Annotated in this window: 14 protein-coding genes; 8 read left to right on the top strand and 6 right to left on the bottom strand. The window is 57.5% G+C overall.

All coding sequences use genetic code 11. From position 1 onward, the window contains the following. Window positions 1-15: 15 nt before the first annotated feature. Both IE089_RS08575 and IE089_RS08570 read right to left on the bottom strand, forming a co-directional pair. On the bottom strand, window positions 16-804 hold the full coding sequence (locus IE089_RS08575) for an amidohydrolase (RefSeq protein WP_189477173.1): 789 nt from the start codon (window positions 802-804) through the stop codon (window positions 16-18). Window positions 805-829: 25 nt separating this feature from the next. Next, window positions 830-1,309 carry an Lrp/AsnC family transcriptional regulator gene (locus IE089_RS08570; protein WP_189477171.1) on the bottom strand — a complete coding sequence of 160 codons (480 nt, stop codon included), beginning with the start codon at window positions 1,307-1,309 and terminating at the stop codon, window positions 830-832. 141 nt (window positions 1,310-1,450) lie between these two features. Between IE089_RS08570 and IE089_RS08565 the strand changes: the two genes are divergently transcribed. Both IE089_RS08565 and IE089_RS08560 read left to right on the top strand, forming a co-directional pair. Further along, entirely contained in the window at window positions 1,451-4,945 is a 3,495-nt protein-coding gene (locus tag IE089_RS08565) for an indolepyruvate ferredoxin oxidoreductase family protein (RefSeq protein ID WP_189477169.1), read from the top strand. A gap of 26 nt (window positions 4,946-4,971) precedes the next feature. Beyond that, a complete protein-coding gene (locus IE089_RS08560; RefSeq protein WP_189477167.1) occupies window positions 4,972-6,045 on the top strand; it encodes a Glu/Leu/Phe/Val family dehydrogenase in 1,074 nt (357 codons plus the stop codon). A gap of 2 nt (window positions 6,046-6,047) precedes the next feature. Here the strand turns inward: IE089_RS08560 and IE089_RS08555 are convergent, their stop codons facing one another. Together IE089_RS08555 and IE089_RS08550 are read right to left on the bottom strand one after the other, a co-directional pair. Beyond that, on the bottom strand, window positions 6,048-6,818 hold the full coding sequence (locus IE089_RS08555; protein ID WP_229802653.1) for a queuosine precursor transporter: 771 nt from the start codon (window positions 6,816-6,818) through the stop codon (window positions 6,048-6,050). 3 nt (window positions 6,819-6,821) lie between these two features. Then, window positions 6,822-7,523, bottom strand: coding sequence for an SDR family NAD(P)-dependent oxidoreductase (locus IE089_RS08550; protein ID WP_189477165.1), 702 nt, complete (start codon window positions 7,521-7,523; stop codon window positions 6,822-6,824). A 132-nt stretch (window positions 7,524-7,655) separates the two neighbouring features. Here IE089_RS08550 and IE089_RS08545 point away from each other — a divergent pair, with 132 nt between their 5' ends. From IE089_RS08545 to IE089_RS08530, 4 genes are all read left to right on the top strand, one after another. Beyond that, window positions 7,656-8,168 carry a DUF4760 domain-containing protein gene (locus IE089_RS08545; RefSeq protein WP_189477162.1) on the top strand — a complete coding sequence of 171 codons (513 nt, stop codon included), beginning with the start codon at window positions 7,656-7,658 and terminating at the stop codon, window positions 8,166-8,168. A 58-nt stretch (window positions 8,169-8,226) separates the two neighbouring features. Further along, window positions 8,227-8,712 carry a 6-pyruvoyl trahydropterin synthase family protein gene (locus IE089_RS08540; RefSeq protein ID WP_189477160.1) on the top strand — a complete coding sequence of 162 codons (486 nt, stop codon included), beginning with the start codon at window positions 8,227-8,229 and terminating at the stop codon, window positions 8,710-8,712. A gap of 140 nt (window positions 8,713-8,852) precedes the next feature. Then, complete coding sequence (aqpZ, locus tag IE089_RS08535; protein WP_189477156.1) at window positions 8,853-9,545, top strand: aquaporin Z; 693 nt, start codon at window positions 8,853-8,855, stop codon at window positions 9,543-9,545. Between the two features lie 13 nt (window positions 9,546-9,558). Then, the gene (locus IE089_RS08530; protein ID WP_189477155.1) at window positions 9,559-9,993 is read left to right on the top strand and encodes a hypothetical protein; all 435 of its coding nucleotides are present in this window, start codon (window positions 9,559-9,561) and stop codon (window positions 9,991-9,993) included. A 7-nt stretch (window positions 9,994-10,000) separates the two neighbouring features. On the opposite strand, the gene IE089_RS08525 is transcribed toward IE089_RS08530, so the two are convergent. Then, window positions 10,001-12,046, bottom strand: a complete 2,046-nt coding sequence (locus tag IE089_RS08525) for a M3 family metallopeptidase (RefSeq protein WP_189477153.1) — start codon at window positions 12,044-12,046, stop codon at window positions 10,001-10,003. Window positions 12,047-12,108: 62 nt separating this feature from the next. Between IE089_RS08525 and IE089_RS08520 the strand changes: the two genes are divergently transcribed. Next, window positions 12,109-14,175: a S9 family peptidase gene (locus tag IE089_RS08520; RefSeq protein ID WP_189477151.1), complete on the top strand. Its 2,067-nt coding sequence runs from the start codon at window positions 12,109-12,111 to the stop codon at window positions 14,173-14,175. 7 nt (window positions 14,176-14,182) lie between these two features. On the opposite strand, the gene IE089_RS08515 is transcribed toward IE089_RS08520, so the two are convergent. After that, window positions 14,183-15,520 carry a DEAD/DEAH box helicase gene (locus tag IE089_RS08515; protein ID WP_189477149.1) on the bottom strand — a complete coding sequence of 446 codons (1,338 nt, stop codon included), beginning with the start codon at window positions 15,518-15,520 and terminating at the stop codon, window positions 14,183-14,185. Window positions 15,521-15,602: 82 nt separating this feature from the next. Here IE089_RS08515 and IE089_RS08510 point away from each other — a divergent pair, with 82 nt between their 5' ends. Continuing rightward, the gene (locus tag IE089_RS08510; protein WP_189477147.1) at window positions 15,603-17,855 is read left to right on the top strand and encodes a patatin-like phospholipase family protein; all 2,253 of its coding nucleotides are present in this window, start codon (window positions 15,603-15,605) and stop codon (window positions 17,853-17,855) included. The last annotated feature ends 2 nt before the right edge of the window (window positions 17,856-17,857 follow it).

The following is a 17,857-nucleotide window of genomic DNA, read 5'->3' as shown; positions in this document are numbered from 1 at the left end:
TCGCCCCCGTGTTACTCAGGCAAGATCCAGCGAGAAGGCGTCGGCATCCTGATGGCAGGGGAAATTCTCGCGGTAAGCGAGTAGCGCCTGTGCGTCCAGTGTGGTCGAGAAAACGCCCGCCTTATCTTGCGCGTCCACAAGAGCCTGACCCCGACCGTTGAACACCAGGCTATCTCCCTGGTAGCTAAGGCCGTTAGCGTCCTCGCCAATGCGGTTCACTCCGACCACGCAGGCCTGGTTCTCAATAGCGCGAGCCTGCAACAGGCAGCGCCAGTGCGTGGCGCGCGGTGCAGGCCAGTTCGCTACATTCACTAATAGGTCATAATCGTCCCTATTGCGGCTGAACACTGGGAAGCGTAGGTCGTAACAGACTTCCAGTTTGATGCGCCAGTCACGCCAGTGAACGACCTTACGCTCAATGCCTGGCGCATAGCGCTTGTGCTCACCGGCCATACGGAATAGGTGCCGCTTGTCGTAGACAGCGGTTTCCTCCGGGGTGACGAACAGCAGTCGGTTGTAGACTGCCGGTTCGTCATCACTGCCCACAGTGACGGCAATGCTGCCTGCTACCGCGCAATCGTTGTCTGCGGCCAGCTTCTGCATCCAGCGCTCAGTGGGGCCACCGGGGGTTTCCGCATTGGCAAGGGCATTCATGGAAAAGCCCGTTGTAAACATCTCTGGCAGTACCAGCAAATCGCAATCGGACGCCACCGGAATCAGTAGTTGTTCGAACTGCTGCCTATTGTCGGCGGGCTGTTCCCATTGCAATTCCGTCTGTGCAAAAGCGACCGTCAGGTTTCGCATGTGTTACCTCATGAGCGCGCTACACTTATAGCAGCTGCGTATCCAATGGGAGTTCTGTGGAGTTCTTAATTTCCGTCACTGCCATGTGTGAGTGCAGCTCACGGATCTCCGGGCTGGCTGTGAGTGTATTGCGTACGAACTCCTCGTAGTGGCGGATATCTCGGGTCACTATTTTCAGCATGTAGTCCCAGATACCTGTCATGGTATAGCACTCCATCACCTCGGTGTGCTGCACGATTTCCTGCTCAAAGGCCATGAGATTCTGCCGCCCCGTGGAAGTGAGGTTGATAGTGGCAAAGACAACCACGTCCATGCCCAAACCTCGCCGGTCCAGTAGCGCGACTTCCCGCTGAATCAGCCCCTCCTGTTGCAACCGATTGATGCGCCGCCAGCAGGGCGACTGGGACATATTCAGCCGTTCGGCAATGGCGGTGGAACTGAGACTGGCGTCGCGCTGCAGCAGTCTGAGAATGGCGACATCCTGTGCGTCCAGATTAATCGACATAATTATCCCTAATAGCACTTTATAGAGAATAGATTATACCAATATCGCGCCGACTACTGCGTAATTGACATAATAAATACCCATATTCTGCGAGAAAATAGTCACCTGAATAGACGTCTGGTTGCACAGAGGAGAGAGCGCGTGGGTAAGGATCATTCAACAGCGATTCGCAAAGTGTCCCTGGACGATAAATACGCACTGGATACAACGCGCGCCTACATGACCGGCATCGAGGCGCTGGTACGACTGCCCATGCTGCAGCATCAACGTGATCTGCACCGCGGCTTGAACACTGCCGGTTTCATCTCAGGCTATCGTGGCTCCCCCGTAGGTGGCGTCGATCAGGCCATGTGGAAAGCCAAGCCCTGGCTCGATCAGCACAACATTCATTTCCAGCCGGGGGTTAACGAAGACCTGGCAGCAACGGCCGTTTGGGGCAGTCAACAGACCAACCTGTTTTCCGGCGCCAAATACGATGGTGTCTTTGGAATGTGGTACGGCAAGGGCCCTGGTGTCGATCGGAGCATGGATGTGATCAAACACGCCAACGCTTTCGGTACCTCCCGTTACGGTGGCGTGCTTGCGATTGCCGGTGACGATCACGCCTGTAAATCGTCAACGTTGCCGCATCAGTCCGAGCACATGTTCATAGGGGCCTCTGTACCTGTGTTGGCCCCAGCGAACGTTCAGGAGGTTTTGGACCTGGGCGTTTATGGTTGGGAACTGTCGCGCTACAGCGGTTGTTGGGTCGCTATGAAGGCGATCACAGAGAACATGGATTCCGCTATCTCTGCCGATATCGACCCCACCCGCATCGACATTGTCATTCCCGAGGCGTTTGAGCTGCCCGCCGATGGTGTCCACGGTCGCTGGCCGGACAAGCCACTGGAGCAGGAACTTCGCCTCAACAAGTACAAGATCTATGCCGCTCGCGAGTTCGCCCGCGTGAACGGACTTAATCGTATTGTGCTGGACAGTCCCAACGCCCGCTTTGGCATCATTACCTCTGGCAAGGCCTACCTCGACGTGATGCAGGCGCTGGAGGACATGGGCATTGATGAGGCTGTGGCCGCCGAGATTGGCCTACGCGTCTATAAAGTCGGTATGCCCTGGCCGCTGGAACCCAGAACCACCCACGAATTTGCCGATGGGCTTGAAGAGATTCTGGTCGTCGAGGAAAAACGTTCCATCATTGAAGACCAGCTCACGGGTCAGTTGTATAACTACCCTGTGGCCGCTCGCCCGCGCGTTTTTGGCGAGTTTGATGAAGAAGGCCGGGATCTGTTGCCCAACCTGGGTGAGCTGACACCGGCCATGATTGCGCTGGCCATTGCCAGCCGGGTGAAGCGCTTCTACCAGTCAGAGACTATGGACAGGCGCATTGGCTGGATCGAGCAAAAAGAAGCCTCGCTGGCGCAGCCAAGGGAGAGTATCGAACGCACGCCGCATTTCTGTTCTGGCTGTCCCCACAATACCTCCACCCGCGTGCCTGAGGGCAGTCATGCCCTCGGCGGCATTGGTTGTCACTACATGGCCACCTGGATGCCCGACCGTGAAACCCACACCTTCACCCAGATGGGTGGAGAGGGCGCCACTTGGATTGGTCAGGCACCCTTCACGGATACGGGTCATGTATTCCAGAACCTGGGCGATGGCACCTACTTCCACTCGGGCATTCTGGCGATTCGTGCCGCGGTTTCCTCAGGTGTGAACATCACTTACAAGATTCTCTACAACGACGCGGTGGCCATGACAGGCGGACAGCCCATCGATGGTTCGCTGAGTGTTGAGGACTTGATCTACCAAGTGCGCGGCGAAGGCGTACGACGCATTGCGCTGGTCAGCGATGATCCCGGTCAGTGGCGCGGTCAATTCCATGGCGTACCGGGCTATTCATTGCATCATCGGGATGAGATGGATGCATTGCAGAAGTCGTTGCGCGAGTACAAGGGAACCTCGGTGATTGTCTACCAACAGACCTGTGCCGCCGAGAAGCGCCGTCGTCGTAAGAAGGGGCTCATGGATGATCCCGCCAAGCGCCTATTTATAAATGATGAGGTTTGTGAGGGTTGCGGAGACTGCAGTCTGAAATCCAATTGCCTTTCGGTATTGCCCAAAGAGACGGAGCTGGGACGCAAGCGCAAGATCGACCAGAGCGCCTGTAACAAGGATTACAGCTGTGCCAAAGGTTTTTGCCCCAGCTTCGTCACCGTTGTGGGCGGCAAACTACGCAAGCCAGTATCTAGCTCGGGTGACACATCGATAGTGTTCGACCCGCTGCCGGAGCCCACGCTGCCGGATTTGGAACGCCCCTGGAACACCGTGGTGACGGGTGTAGGCGGTACCGGCGTTTTGACGATCACAGCGCTGGTGGCCATGGCCGCCCACATCGAAGGCAAGGGCTGTGCGACCATGAACCAGACCGGCTTGGCGCAAAAATTCGGTGCCGTGGTCAGCCATGTGCGTGTGGGTAAAGAGCAGGATGACATTCGCGCAGTTCGAATTCCCGCAGGCGAGGCAGATTTACTGCTGGGCTGCGACCTGGTCGTGACCAGCACCTATGAAGCCATGGGTAAGGTGGCGCAGGGGCGCACCTGGTCAGTCGTTAACGATGCTGAGGTGCCCACGGCATCCTTTATTCTTGATCCGGACGCCGCGTTTCCAACGCAGGCCATGAAAGACAAAATCACGGCCGAAGTGGGCGAGCAGGGCAGTCACTTCATTGACGCGACGCGCATAGCCACGCAGCTGCTGGGCGATTCTATCGGCGGCAATCTGTTCCTTTTGGGCTATGCCTGGCAGCAGGGTCTGGTGCCCGTTTCTGCGGCAGCATTGGAACAGGCGATCGAACTGAACGGTGTCGCGATCGAATTCAACAAGAAGGCCTTCCTGTGGGGACGCCGCTGCGCGCATCAGCCGGAGAGAGTGCTGGCGCTGATCGCCGAAGCCCAGCCTCGCGTAGAGAAATCCCTGGCCGAGGTGATTCAGGATCGCGTTCAGCGTCTGACGGAGTACCAGGACAGCGCTTACGCAGAGCGCTACCAGGCAGTTATCGAGCGGGTCCGTGCAGCGGATTCCCGCGCCGAACAGCCAGGCAGTATCTCTCACGCAGCGGCACGCAACCTCTTCAAGCTCATGGCGTACAAGGACGAGTATGAAGTCGCTCGCCTCTACAGCGATCCGGCGTTCAGGGCCAAGTTGGCTGAGCAGTTCGAGGGCGACTACGAGTTGCGGTTCAACCTTGCACCACCCTTGTTCAGCAAACGCGATCCAGACACCGGTAACCTGATCAAACAGGAGTTCGGTCCGTGGATGGAGACCGCATTCCACTGGTTAGCGAAGTTCAAGTCGCTGCGCGGCACGCGCCTTGACCTCTTTGGCTACACGGAAGAGCGTCGACAGGAACGCGCCGATATCTCCGACTACGAACAGCTACTGGACGTTGTCAGCGCTGAGCTCAATGGAACTAACTACGATGCAGCAGCGGCGCTTGCGGCGCTGCCACGCAAGCTGCGCGGCTTTGGCCATGTGAAGGATCGTAACCGCGAGAACCTACTCGTGCAGCAGGAAAAGTTATTACGAGAACTGCGCGGCGAGACCGATGCAAGCGCAGTCAAGATTGTTGAAGCCGCATAGACGGTTAACCCCCGGAGGACCTTGAGATGAGTGTATTTTCTGCGCCGGCCTTTGATGGTCATGAACTGGTGTCGTTCTGCGAAGATAAGTCCTCGGGACTGCGCGCAATTATTGCCGTACACGACAGCACCCTCGGTGCTGGCGTTGGCGGTTGTCGTATGTACCCCTATGCCAGCGACGAGGAAGCTCTGCACGACGTGCTGCGTCTTTCACGAGGTATGACCTATAAATCCGCCCTAGCGGGTTTGCCCCTGGGCGGCGGTAAGTCCGTGATCATCGGTGATCCGCGCAGCGACAAATCGCGCAAGCTCCTGCAAGCTATGGGTGATTTTATTGACAGCCAGAGTGGCCGCTACGTTGCTGCAGAGGATTCGGGTACGGGCCCTGCAGACATTCGTGTGATGGCTGAACGTACTGCCTTTGTTAGCGGACTGGATGATAACGAGTACGGCGGCGACCCATCCCCCAGTACGGCTTACGGTGTGTTCCTTGGCATTCGCACAGCGGTGAAGCATCGTCTGGGTGTGGACAGTCTGGAAGGCCTCAGCGTTGCGATTCAAGGCCTCGGTCATGTTGGCTATTACTTGGCCAAGCATTTGGTCACTGAAAAAGCTAAAGTGTATGGCGCGGACGTAAGCAGCGAAAACCTGCAGCGCGCCGTGGATGATCTGGGTGTTATCCCCGTGGATGTGGATGACATTCTTTCAATAGAGGCTGATGTGCTGGCACCCTGTGCCATGGGCGCTGTGCTGAATGCACGCAGTATTCCGGCCATTCGCGCTGGCATCATCGCTGGCGCGGCAAACAACCAGTTGGCCACCGACGAAGACGGCGCCAGCCTGCAGGATCGTGGCATCTTGTACTGCCCAGATTTCCTGATCAACGCAGGCGGTATTGTGGATGTGCATCACCAGCGTATCGGTTTACCCGAAGCACAGAAGCGGGCTCATATCCAGCGAATCGAGGCGACCTTGTCTGAAGTGCTGCGCCGAGCAGATGAATGCCATCTGCAAACGCAGGAGATTGCGGAACAGCTGGCTGAAGAGATTCTAGCCTCGGCCCGCGCATCACGCGGCGCTAGCCTGGCGGCTGTAGGCTGAACTTACTGCGCTCTTGCGCCTGGGGCTGCCAGTTCATTGGGCCCCAGGTGAAGGTAGCGACGCAGGTAATGCACGCCCAGGTAGAACGGGCCGGTGTCGACCAGGGCGACCGTTGCCTTGAATAAATAGTTGCTGCCCACCAGTACCGCCATCATCTTCAGAGTGATCTCATCCCGCAGGAAGGCGGCACCAAAAGTCACCGTAATCACCATCACGGAATCCACCATCTGGCTCATCAGGGTACTGAAATTATTGCGCACCCACAGGTACTTGCCCTTTGTCACTCGCTTCCAGAAGTGAAACAACTGCACATCGCAGTACTGTGCCGCTATGTAGGCCAGCATGGATGCGAACACCGCACCTGAGGTCGTCGCGTAAATCAGCTGATACAGTCCGATGCTGTTTTCCACGATATCGCCATTGGGCAGGGGTACAGGCTCGCTGAGTTGAATGATCTGCCAGGGCGGCATGGCCTCCGGTGGCACCGAGGGAATAGCATTGCCCAAATAGAGAACGGCAAGGATAAGAAAGTTCAGACCCAGCCCCACGCTCACCAGGAAGTTAGCTCTGGCCTTACCGTAGAGTTCACAGATGAGGTCGGTGCAGAGAAAAGTCAGTGGGTAAGGCAGTACGCCCACGGCAAGCGCCATAGGGCCCAGCTGAATAAAACGCGTAATGCCGATAACGTTCAGCAGGGTCATCGCGCCCAGGAAAATGCCCGCTAGAACCAAAAATACGCGTTCCCTGCGTTCCCACAACTGAAACTCTGACACGCCTCAGGCTTCCTTCTGTCCGAGGTTGGCGTGCAGCACTGAGCCGTTGATCACTGGATTATGGTGGCACCAGTGAAGTAGGCCTGCGATTTCCTCAGGCTCAATTAACCGGCAAAAGCTGTTCATTCCGCCGATGCTCTGGAGAACCGCGTCATCATTTCCCAGATGAGTACGCAGCATCTCGGTGTCTGTAAAACCGGGGCAGATCAGCGCTGTGTGAATGCCGCTTCCCATCAGGTCCTGGCAGGTGGCGCGCATCATTCCCAGTTGGGCATGCTTGGACAGCACGTAGCTGAACGAAGACGGCACTGCCTTCTCAGACAGTGTTGAACCGACGTACAAAATACTTGAGCCTGATCCCATCAACGGCAGTAAGCCGCGATTGAGGGTGTTAATAGCGACCACGTTCGTTTCTAGAACCGATCGCAGATCTTCGTCGGCGCAGTCACGGGTGGAGTCTTTGCGCATCTGGCTGGCATTGTGGACCAATGCGATGGATTCGCTGTCTTGCGCCAACGCCAACAATTGATCAACACAGGACTGAATAGCGGCTGAATCCATCAAGTCGCAGGGCAGATTGTGCACGCCGTCGACATCGCAGCTGCGCCGGGAAAGATTAATCACCTGATAGTCGCTGGCAATGAACTGCTGCGCCGTGGCCTTGCCAATGCCAACGCTCGCGCCGGTGATGATTGCTGTTTTCATGAAGTCTCTCGTTGATTATCCGGGTCAGCACTGCGGTAGACCGCATCATAGCGCAGCCAGTTGCAAATACAGCAGGGTGTACGGCCAGTGATCTACACTGGTTTCATGCCTCACGGATGCGAGGATCCGCATATGGGCGCAATACCACTTTCTACCTGGGCTATGTTGGCTGAAATTATCGGCGGCTTCAGCATCGTGACCGGCCTGATCGTCGGTTGGTTTCAGATACGTCACCACCGGTCGCAGCAACGTAATGCCGTTGCCATCAACCTGGCTCAGACCTTTTACAACCGCGACTTCGCCCAGGCAGTTGTGCGCATGCAGCATGTGCCGGATAACGTTTCGCTCAAGGAATTGCGCGCAATGGGGCGCGAGTACGAGGATGCGGCAATCACCGTTTGCACTTCCTTCGAAACCATGGGGTTGTTGGTCTACAAGCGTATTGCCGAACTCGATCTGGTACTGGATCTGGCGGGTGGGATTGTCGCCGTCATGCGGCGTAAGTTGGACCAGTGGCTGGTGGATGTGCGCGAAGAGCAGGCCCAACCATCCTGGGCCGAATGGTTCAACTGGCTGGGTGATAGGGCGCTGGAGCGCAAGAAGCAATCCCCGCCGGCACATCTCGCGTATAAGAATTGGCGCTGAATTGCGCACACCCTGAATACGGCGCACACTGCGCCGTTCCAAACCACCAGAGATCTGAATGACTCAGCTAACTACCCTTTACATCGATAAGGAGAGCCACAAGTTCTCTGCTGCACATTTCACGATTTTTTCTGCCACTGAGCGAGAGCGCCTGCACGGGCACAACTATTCGGTCTCCGCGAAAATTGTGGCGCCCATGGGTGACAATGGCTTCTCCGCCGACTACAACGTCTACAAAAACCGTCTGAAAGCACTGTGCGATGAATTGGACGAGTACATGCTGCTCGCCGGCAATTCCCCCTACCAAACTATCGAGACGCTGGACGATCGCTACAGGGTGATCTTTGCGGGTGAGGTGATGGAGTTTCTGCGCTGCGATACTCAGGTACTTCCTATCCGTAATGCCACGGTTGAGGAATTCTCCCACTACCTGCTGCAGAAACTGGTTCAGCGCTCTGAAGGCGAGGATATCCGCGAGCTACAACTCTGTGTGGCCTCGGGCCCAGGACAGAAGGGCTGCGCCTCCTGGCATAGCTCGTCATAAAGTCGCGGGTGCTGGCGCGCCTGCGCTGCACCGCTATTATCCGGCCAGCGTTTGACCGCAGCCGCCTATCGCCTATGCTCTAAGGGTCACCGTCAGGGGTGGCTATAAACACAACAATAATGAGCAAGAGGGTTCTGCGTATGTCCCTGTCAAAAAAACTCGGTGCTGAATTTATCGGCACCTTCTGGCTGGTTCTTGGTGGCTGCGGTAGCGCCGTTTTGGCCGCTGCGTTTCCGGATGTCGGCATAGGCTTACTGGGTGTGTCGCTGGCATTTGGTCTCACTGTGTTAACTATGGCGTTTGCGATAGGGCATATCTCGGGGTGTCACCTCAATCCGGCCGTGTCCGTTGGCCTGATGGTTGGTGGGCGCTTTCCCGCGGGCGAGTTGCTGCCCTATGTGCTGGCGCAGGTGGCTGGTGGCATTGCCGGTGCAGCTATTCTCTACGTCATTGCATCGGGCCAGCCTGGTTTCGAAACCGCCGGCTTCGCGAGCAACGGCTACGGGGCACACTCACCGGGCAATTACACACTGATGGCTGCACTGGTCTGTGAGGTGGCGATGACATTCATGTTCCTGATGATCATTCTCGGCGCAACAGACGGTAGAGCACCCGCTGGCTTTGCGCCCATCGCGATCGGCTTGGGCTTGACCCTCATTCACCTCATCAGCATCCCAGTGACGAACACCTCTGTAAACCCGGCGCGAAGCACTGGCGTGGCGATTTTCGAGGGTGGCTGGGCCATCCAGCAGCTGTGGGCTTTCTGGGTGGCGCCCATTGTAGGTGCAGCGCTCGCGGGCGTTGCCTATAACTGGCTGGGCAAGGAAGACTAGACAGACCATCGGGATGGATACCGTGGGCGTCGAGCGACGCATGAAGTGGTATCAGGCCACGGCAATATTCAGCGTGCTCTTCGCTCTCCTGGGTTTCACCTATAACGTATGGCGACTGGAAGTCACCGAACGCAACAGCAGCAGGCGTGAGGCCAGCTTCGAAAGCCTTTTGCAGCTGGCCGAGCTGGAGCAACTGGTTTTTGCCGCGCATTACGACCAGGACGCTGTGGCGGGAAATCCCCGCGTTGGCTGGGTGAAAGTGGGTTTGCTCGTGGATTTGAGCGAAAGCATCGATGAGCCCGTGGAGCGGGCCGCGCTGGATCTGAAGGAGACCTGGTCCCGGCGCTGGTCGTCCATGGCGTCGGAGCGTGAATCCACTGAAGCCATTGTCCGTTCCATTGATGATATGCGAGCCTCCGTCAAAGGAGCGCTCGCCACTCTGGACTAGGCTATTGTCAGGCTGCGATACCGCTGTGGCGTAGCAATGCAGTGACTTCCGGTTTGCGACCGCGGAAGGCGATAAAGCTCTCCATGGCATCGCGTGCCCCACCAACTTCCAGCACCTCTCGCCGAAAGGCTGCGCCGGTGGTCGCATTGAAAATTCCCTCCTCTTCGAAACGGGAGTACGCGTCTGCCGACAATACTTCGGCCCACTTGTAGCTGTAGTAACCCGCGGCATAGCCGCCCGCAAATATGTGCGAGAAACTGTGTTGAAAACGGTTGAAGCTGGGCGGCGTGACAACAGCGACCTCCGATCGGACGCTGTCCAGCAGCGCCTGCGCGTCGCTCACGCCATCCTGCCAATCGCGGTGCAAGCGAAAGTCGAACAGCGCAAACTCTAACTGTCGCAACATTTGCATGCCGGATTGAAAGTTACGTGCATCCAGCATTCGGGTTAGCAATTCATCTGGCAGTGGCTCGCTGGTCTCAAAGTGTCCGGAGATGAACGCCAGCGCCTCAGGCTCCCAGCACCAGTTCTCTAAAAATTGGCTGGGTAGCTCCACAGCATCCCAGGGTACACCGTTGATGCCCGAGACAGCGGCAACCGTTTGCCGTGTGAGCATGTGGTGAAGACCGTGCCCAAATTCATGGAACAGCGTGGTGAGCTCTGTGGTGGTCAGCAAAGAGGGCTGTTCGCCCACCGGTGCCGTGAAATTACATACCAGGTACGCCACCGGGATTTGCAGGCCCTGCTGGCGCAGGCGCCTGACACGACAATCGTCCATCCATGCGCCGCCGCGTTTATTGGCGCGGGCGTAGAGATCGAGATAGAAACGTGCCAGGGGCTCGTTCCCCTGACGGACTTCGAATAATCTGACATCCGCATGGTAGGTGTCGAAATCGTGTAGCTCGGCAATTTCAATGCTGTAGAGACGCTGTACCAGCTCAAACAAACCTGCGAGTACACGGTCCACCGGCAAGTAAGGGCGTATCTCCTCTTGCGAAACCTGGTACATCGCCTGTTTCATTTTCTCGCTGGCGAAGGTCACATCCCAGGCCTGCAAGGTGCGTATATCCAGCGACTCCGCGGCGAAGGCTTCCAGTGCGGCCCACTCCTCATTGGCCTGGCTGCGCGAACTGGCGGCCAGCTTTTCCAGAAACTCGAGGACCTCGTCCGTTGAGCCTGCCATCTTGGTGGCCAGGGAGTATTCGGCGTAGTTGGCGAAACCGACGAGTTGTGCGATTTCCAAGCGCAAGTTCAGGATTTCTTCAATGACAGGCGAATTGTCCCAGCGCCCGGCATGGGGTCCCTGGTTTGAGGCCCGGGTTGAGAATGCCGTGTACATCTGTTCACGAAGCTCGGCGTTCTCGCAATAGGTCATCACGGCCAGGTAGGATGGAAATTCAAGGGTGACGAGGTAGTCACCCTCGCCGGGAACGCCCTTGCGGCTCTCTAACTGCTGTGCGGCCTGGCGAGCACTGGCTAGGGCGGTTTCGGGTAGGCCTGTTAAATCCTCCTCATTGCACAAGCGCCGCCAGTTGTCGGTGGCATCCATTACGTTCTCGCTGAACTGTGCACCCAGCTTAGAAAGGCGTTGGCGCAGCTCGCCAAAACGCTGACGCTTTGCCTCGGGAAGGTCTACGCCCGCGAGCCGAAAGTCGCGCAGGCTATTGTTGATCGCCATTTGAGTCGCTGCATCTTCAATATCGCCCGATTCAGCCAGCTTCTGATAGGCCGCAAATAGCTCGCTGTGCTGTCCGGTCCATGTGCCGTACTCCGATAACAGGGCCAGGCAGTCTTTGTAAGCATCGCGCAGGGCCTCGGAATTCAGGACCCCGTTAAGGTGGCCGATGGGTGACCAGGCTTTTGCCAGCGTATCGTCTAGCTCCTCCAACGGCGTTAGCAGCTTGGCCACCGATACATCCCCCGGGTTTTTCAGCAGTTGGGTGATGGAAGTCTTGTTGTGCGCAATGATCTGCTCGATGGCAGGTAGGGCGCAGTTCGCCTCGATCTGACTGAAGGGAGGCAGCGGCAGATCTTCGAGCAGGGGATTAGTCATGCGGGTATACTCGCGGGGTCAAAACAGCTCGCAATAGTAACGCAAACGCACAAGGACGACGCATGTTGAACCGCTTCACCCGGGCTTCAGCCATCGCGCTGGGGCTGCTTTCCTACTCGGTCTCCAGCCTTTCCCTCGCTCAGAACCCGCCGCCACTGGCGCCCGAAGATGTATTTGGGCTGGGCTATGCAGCCTCGCCGCAGGTCAGCGGGGATGGCAACACCGTGCTGTACTTGCAGCACACCATGGACATCATGAAAGATCGCGGCCGCAGTAATCTGTGGGTCTCGGATGTTGACGGCAAAGACCAGCGGCCGATCACCTCCGGTGCCAATAACATCGCGACAGTAGCGATGGCTCCGGATGACAACCGTGTCGCTTATGTCGATAAGGACGACACCGGTTCACAGATATTTATCCACTGGCTAGACAGTGGCAAAACGGCACAGCTGACGCGTCTACCTGGAGCACCAGCAAGGCTCAGCTGGTCTCCCGATGGTGAGTGGATTGCCTTCGGCATGCGCGTGGACAGGCCGGCACCGACCATGGGCAAGCTGCCGCCCAAGCCCGCCGGGGCCGAGTGGGCACCGCCCCCCATTGTTGAAGATCGTATGAGCTATCGGCGCGACGGCGCAGGCAACACCAAACACGGTTTCCAGCATGTGTTTGTCATTCCCGCCGCCGGCGGAGCGCCGCGGCAGGTGACTTCTGATGATTTTCATCACAGTGGCGGTATCGCCTGGTCTGCAGACAGCGATACCCTGTATTTTTCCGGTAATCGCAATGACGACTGGGAGATGGCGGGTGGTAACTCCGAGATTTACAGTGTTGCTCGAAGCGGCGGTGAGATCAGTGCGCTGACAGACCGTCAGGGACCTGACTACAGCGCGCGTGTTTCACCCAATGGCAAACAGATCGCGTATCTGGGCTATGACGATAAACGCCTCGGTTACCAGCGTTCTCGTATGTATGTCATGAACGCTGACGGCAGCAATAGCCGGGAGTTGCTGGCTGATCTGGATCGCAGCATACAGAATCCCCAGTGGTCTGCCGATGGCAAGCGACTGTTCTTCATCTACGACGACAAGGGCGACACCATTCTCGCGTCTACCTCTTTGTCCGGACGCATGACCGAGCACCAGCGTGGCTTGGGTGGAATGTCGCTTGGGCGGCCATACTCCGGTGCCAGCTACGATGTGGGTGGCCGCGACGTGTTCGCGTATACCTCCGGTACAACCCAGAAGCCTGCGGACATTAGCGTTGGTCGCAGGGGCAGCGACCAACGTCGCCAGATTACCGCTGTCAGCGACAACCTGCTGGCTCACCGCGAGCTGGCACCCGTGGAAGAACTATGGCTGAAGTCCTCGGCAGACGGCCGCGATGTGCAGGCCTGGATAGCGAAACCACCCGGTTTTGATCCCAACAAGCAATATCCGTTGATCCTTGAGATTCACGGTGGCCCTCACACTAACTATGGCTCGCGCTTCTCGGCGGAGGTTCAACTGTTCGCAGCAGCTGGCTATGTGGTGCTTTACGTCAACCCCCGTGGTAGCACCAGTTACGGCGAGGAATTCGCCAACCTTATCCACCATAACTATCCCAGCGAAGACTACGATGATCTGATCACTGCGGTGGATGCAGTGATTGAGCAGGGCTATGTGGACCCGGATCAGCTGTATGTGACCGGCGGCAGTGGCGGGGGTGTACTCACAGCCTGGATAGTGGGCAATACCGACAGATTCCGCGCAGCAGTCGTGGCGAAGCCGGTGATTAACTGGACCAGCTTTGTTCTGACCGCAGATGCCTCGCCGTACTTTACCCAGTACTGGTTTGGTGCCATGCCCTGGGAGGACCAGGAGGATTACTGGAAGCGTTCGCCACTGTCCTTGGTGGGAAATGTGAACACGCCAACCATGCTGCTAACGGGTGAGAACGATCTGCGCACGCCGATCGCCGAAACGGAACAGTACTACCAAGCGCTGCGCCTGCGGGGTGTAGACACCGCGATGGTGCGTATCCCGGGGGCGTCACACAGTATCGCAAAGCGTCCCAGCCAGTTAATGGCCAAGATTGTATCGATACTGGCCTGGTTCGAGCGATATGCGCCGGAGAAGGAAGACGCGAAGTAGCGCGTCGTTAGTCTTTGTCCTTGCCGCTGGGCTTTTTGGTCAGCGGTGCAAAACCATCGTTGTGGGTATTGCCGGCTCGAACTGGCTTGCCCACGTTCTTGCGATCCCGCTGTCGCACTTTCTTTCGCGGCGCAGCACTCTTCTTCTTGCCTTTGCTGGCCGCCTTACCCGAAGACTTCAGTTTTTTTGGCCCGCTGTAACGTGCCTTCAAACCGGGCAGGGCGCGTAGTTCGAATTCCGTCTTCAGGTAACGCTGTATGCTGGCCATCAGGTTCCACTCGTTGGCGTCAACCAGGCTGATGGCCAGTCCTGATGCGCCCGCGCGACCGGTGCGCCCGGTACGGTGCACGTAGTCGTCCCCGCTGTGCGGCACGTCGTAATTGATGACCAGGTCTATACCCGGAACATCGAGTCCGCGCGCTGCCACGTCGCTGGCGCACAGCGCCTGCAGTTTGTTGTCTGCAAAGCGCGCGACCACGGCTTTGCGCTCTTCCGTAGAGAGTTCGCCATGCAGGGCGCTGCACTTGATTCGGTGGTGCGCCAGCAACCCGGCTAGCCGATCGGCGGTGCGCCGCTTGTTGGCGAACACCAGGCAGCGGCGATTCTCGCCAGTGCTCAGCAGTGCGAGCAGGAGTTTGTCTTTGTGCTCAGGGGAATCGGCAAGAATGCGCTGATGGAAGATGTCTTCATGCACTTGGCGCTGTGGCGTAGTCTCCAGAGTCTTTGCGTCGCTCATCACTGCGCGCCCAAGTGCCCCCAGCCCGCGGTAACCTAGGGTTGCCGATAGCATCAGGGTTTGCGGCCGCTGGTCGCTGAGGGCAGCCAACTCCAGTACGTCTTCGCGAAAGCCCAACTCGAGCATGCGATCAGCTTCATCCAATACCAGGGTTCTAAGGTCGGCAAGGTCGGTACTTCTACGCTGGCAGTGCTCCAGGATTCGTCCGGGAGTCGCGACCACAATCTCCGGGTTTTTGCGCAGCATGGCGCGCTGGTATTTGAAATCAGCGCCACCGGTAATGGCGTCGGCCTGCAGTGACGTGAACTTCAGTAGGGCTCTGGCCACTTTCGTCACCTGACGCGCGAGTTCGCGGGTGGGCACCAGCACCAGCGCCATCATGGCTTCGCTGCGGCCGGGCGGTGTGAGCAACATTGATTGCGCAATGGGCAGCAGATAGGCCAGTGTTTTGCCGCTGCCGGTTTGGGCGCTGATGCGCAGGTTCTCGCCATTAAGCGCCGGCGGTATAACGCTAGCTTGCACTTCAGTTGGCGCCGAGATCTCCATAGACGCCAGTGCTTTGATGAGGCGCGGGTCCAGGCTGGTGTCGGCAAAAACGTTCTCGGTCATCGCGGTTGCTTCGGCATTATTTCGCCGCACATCTTAGCCGATCTCGGGGATAATGTTGTCTGTCTCAACAAGGATTACCACCATGCGTGTATACATGCTGTGTCTACTGCTGCTTATCCCCAATGCCTGGGGTAATGAGTCTGCAGTGCCTGACACTAACGGCGAGCTGCGCGTTGGCCTTGTATTAGCGGGCGGCGGTGCACGCGGCATAGCGCATGTCGGTGTGATCAAGGCGCTGGAGGAAATGCAGATTCCCGTTCACGCCGTCGCCGGCACCAGCATGGGAGCGCTGGTGGGCGGAATGTATGCTGCCGGCATGAACAGCGACCAGCTTCTCGAAGTCGTGCAAACCATGGATTGGGGTCAAGCGTTTCAGGACAGCTTGGAGCGTGGCGATAAACCCCAACGCAGAAAAGAAGACGATTACGATTACCCCACCAGTATTCGCTTCTCACTGAGTGAGGGGTCGTTGACGATGCCACTGGGGCTGATTCAGGGGCAGCAGGTTCGCCAGATTATCAAAGCGCTGATGCGCGATGTTGCCCATGTCGATGATTTCGACGAATTGCCCACGCCCTATCGCGCCGTAGCCACTGACATAGAGACAGGCCGGGCCTATGTCTTCAATCGCGGCGACATTGTCACCGCCATGCGAGCCAGTATGTCAATCCCCGGACTTTTGGCACCGGTGGAGCATGAAGGCATGCTGCTGGTCGACGGTGGCATCGCCAATAACATACCGGTTGATATCGCCCGCTCCATGGGCGTAGACCGGCTGATCGTGGTGGACATTGGCACGCCTCTGCGCAGTCGCGATAGCATCGACTCGGTGGTGGCAGTCGCCGACCAGATGGTGGGGTTCCTCACGCGAAGAAACTCCGAGTTGCAGTTATCCACGCTGTCCAAAACCGATGTGTTGATCTCGCCAACTCTGGAAGGCATCGGCATGTTGGACTTCGAAGATACCGATGCGATTTATGAGGCCGGCTACCAGGCAGCGAAGCAGTTAGGTGGTGAGCTGGATGAGCTGACAGTTAGCGAAGCGACATGGGGCGAGTTTGTTGCCGCACGGCGCTTATCCGCGCCCCCCGAGTTGGCGATTGAGCGTATCGCAATCAATAACAACAGTCCTGTCTCAGATGACATGATTCGGGTGCGCCTCACCCAGCAGACCGGCGAGCTGCTCGATCGTGAACAACTCAATGATGACCTGGCCAGTATCTATGCCCTGGATTACTGGGAGCTCATTGATTTCGATGTTCGCGAACAGGACGGGCAGAACACCTTGTTCGTGAACGCCTATGAACGCAACAGTGAAAGCCGGCTTAAATTCGGGCTTAACCTCATCACCGATATGGATGGCGCCAGTGAGTTCAACTTGGGCACCAGCTATTTGTGGCAGGGGCTGAACGACCTTGGGGGTGAGTTTTATGCCCGGGGTCAGGTGGGCGATACCATCAATCTTGTCGGGCAGTTTTATCAACCCATAGATCTTGAGCAGCGTTTCTTCGTAGAAACGCAGCTGGATTATGTGGACTACGACGTGTTCACCATTGGTCCCGAGTTTGATCCCAGTGACACCCTGGGTAACTGGCGTGTGCGGCAGTACCGGGGCGAAGCCGCCGTGGGCAGCAACATCAGAAATCGTACCCAGCTTCGTCTGGGGCTTCGCCAGGCCAGTGGCGAGTATCGCATCGATGTCTCCAGTTCGGAGAATCTGCCGGAAGAAGATTTTCGCGAGGGCAGTGTCTATGCGTCGCTACGTTACGATGGCTTGGACAAGCTGTTTTTTCCAACCGAGGGCGGCTTCCTGTTTGCCGAGTACGAAGCGGTAGAGGATGGTTTGGGTGCTGACAATACGTTTCAGCGTTGGCGAGCCATGGGACAGGCGGCCTATAGTTTTGGTGCGGACAAAGACCACACGGTGATTGTTACAGCGCGCACGGGCCAAAGCCTGGGCGCCACGAATGAGCCCCAGAACTACTATCAACTTGGCGGGCTCTTCAATGTGTCCGGTCTGCCGCAGAATTACTTCTCGGGGCGCCAGATGGCATTTGCCATGGTGCAATACCAGAAACGCCTGTCTGATAACTCGGTGCTACCCATTGACCTACCGGTCTATGCCGGTTTCTCAATCGAAGGCGGACAACTGTGGAGCGACCGCTCCAAGGTGGATTTCGGGGACCTGGTGGGGGCCGGTAGTATATACCTCGGCATCGATTCGCCACTGGGGCCCCTTTTCCTTGGTTTGGGTTCTGCCGAGGGAGACTTTGATGCCCTGTATCTGTCACTGGGCTGGCCTTTCCTCACCAATCAGGGTCAGATCGGCCGTTGAGC

The organism is Parahalioglobus pacificus (genome assembly GCF_014652275.1).
GTDB classification, from domain to species: Bacteria; Pseudomonadota; Gammaproteobacteria; order Pseudomonadales; family Halieaceae; genus Parahalioglobus; species Parahalioglobus pacificus.
This window is presented reverse-complemented; position numbering and strand designations above follow the sequence as displayed.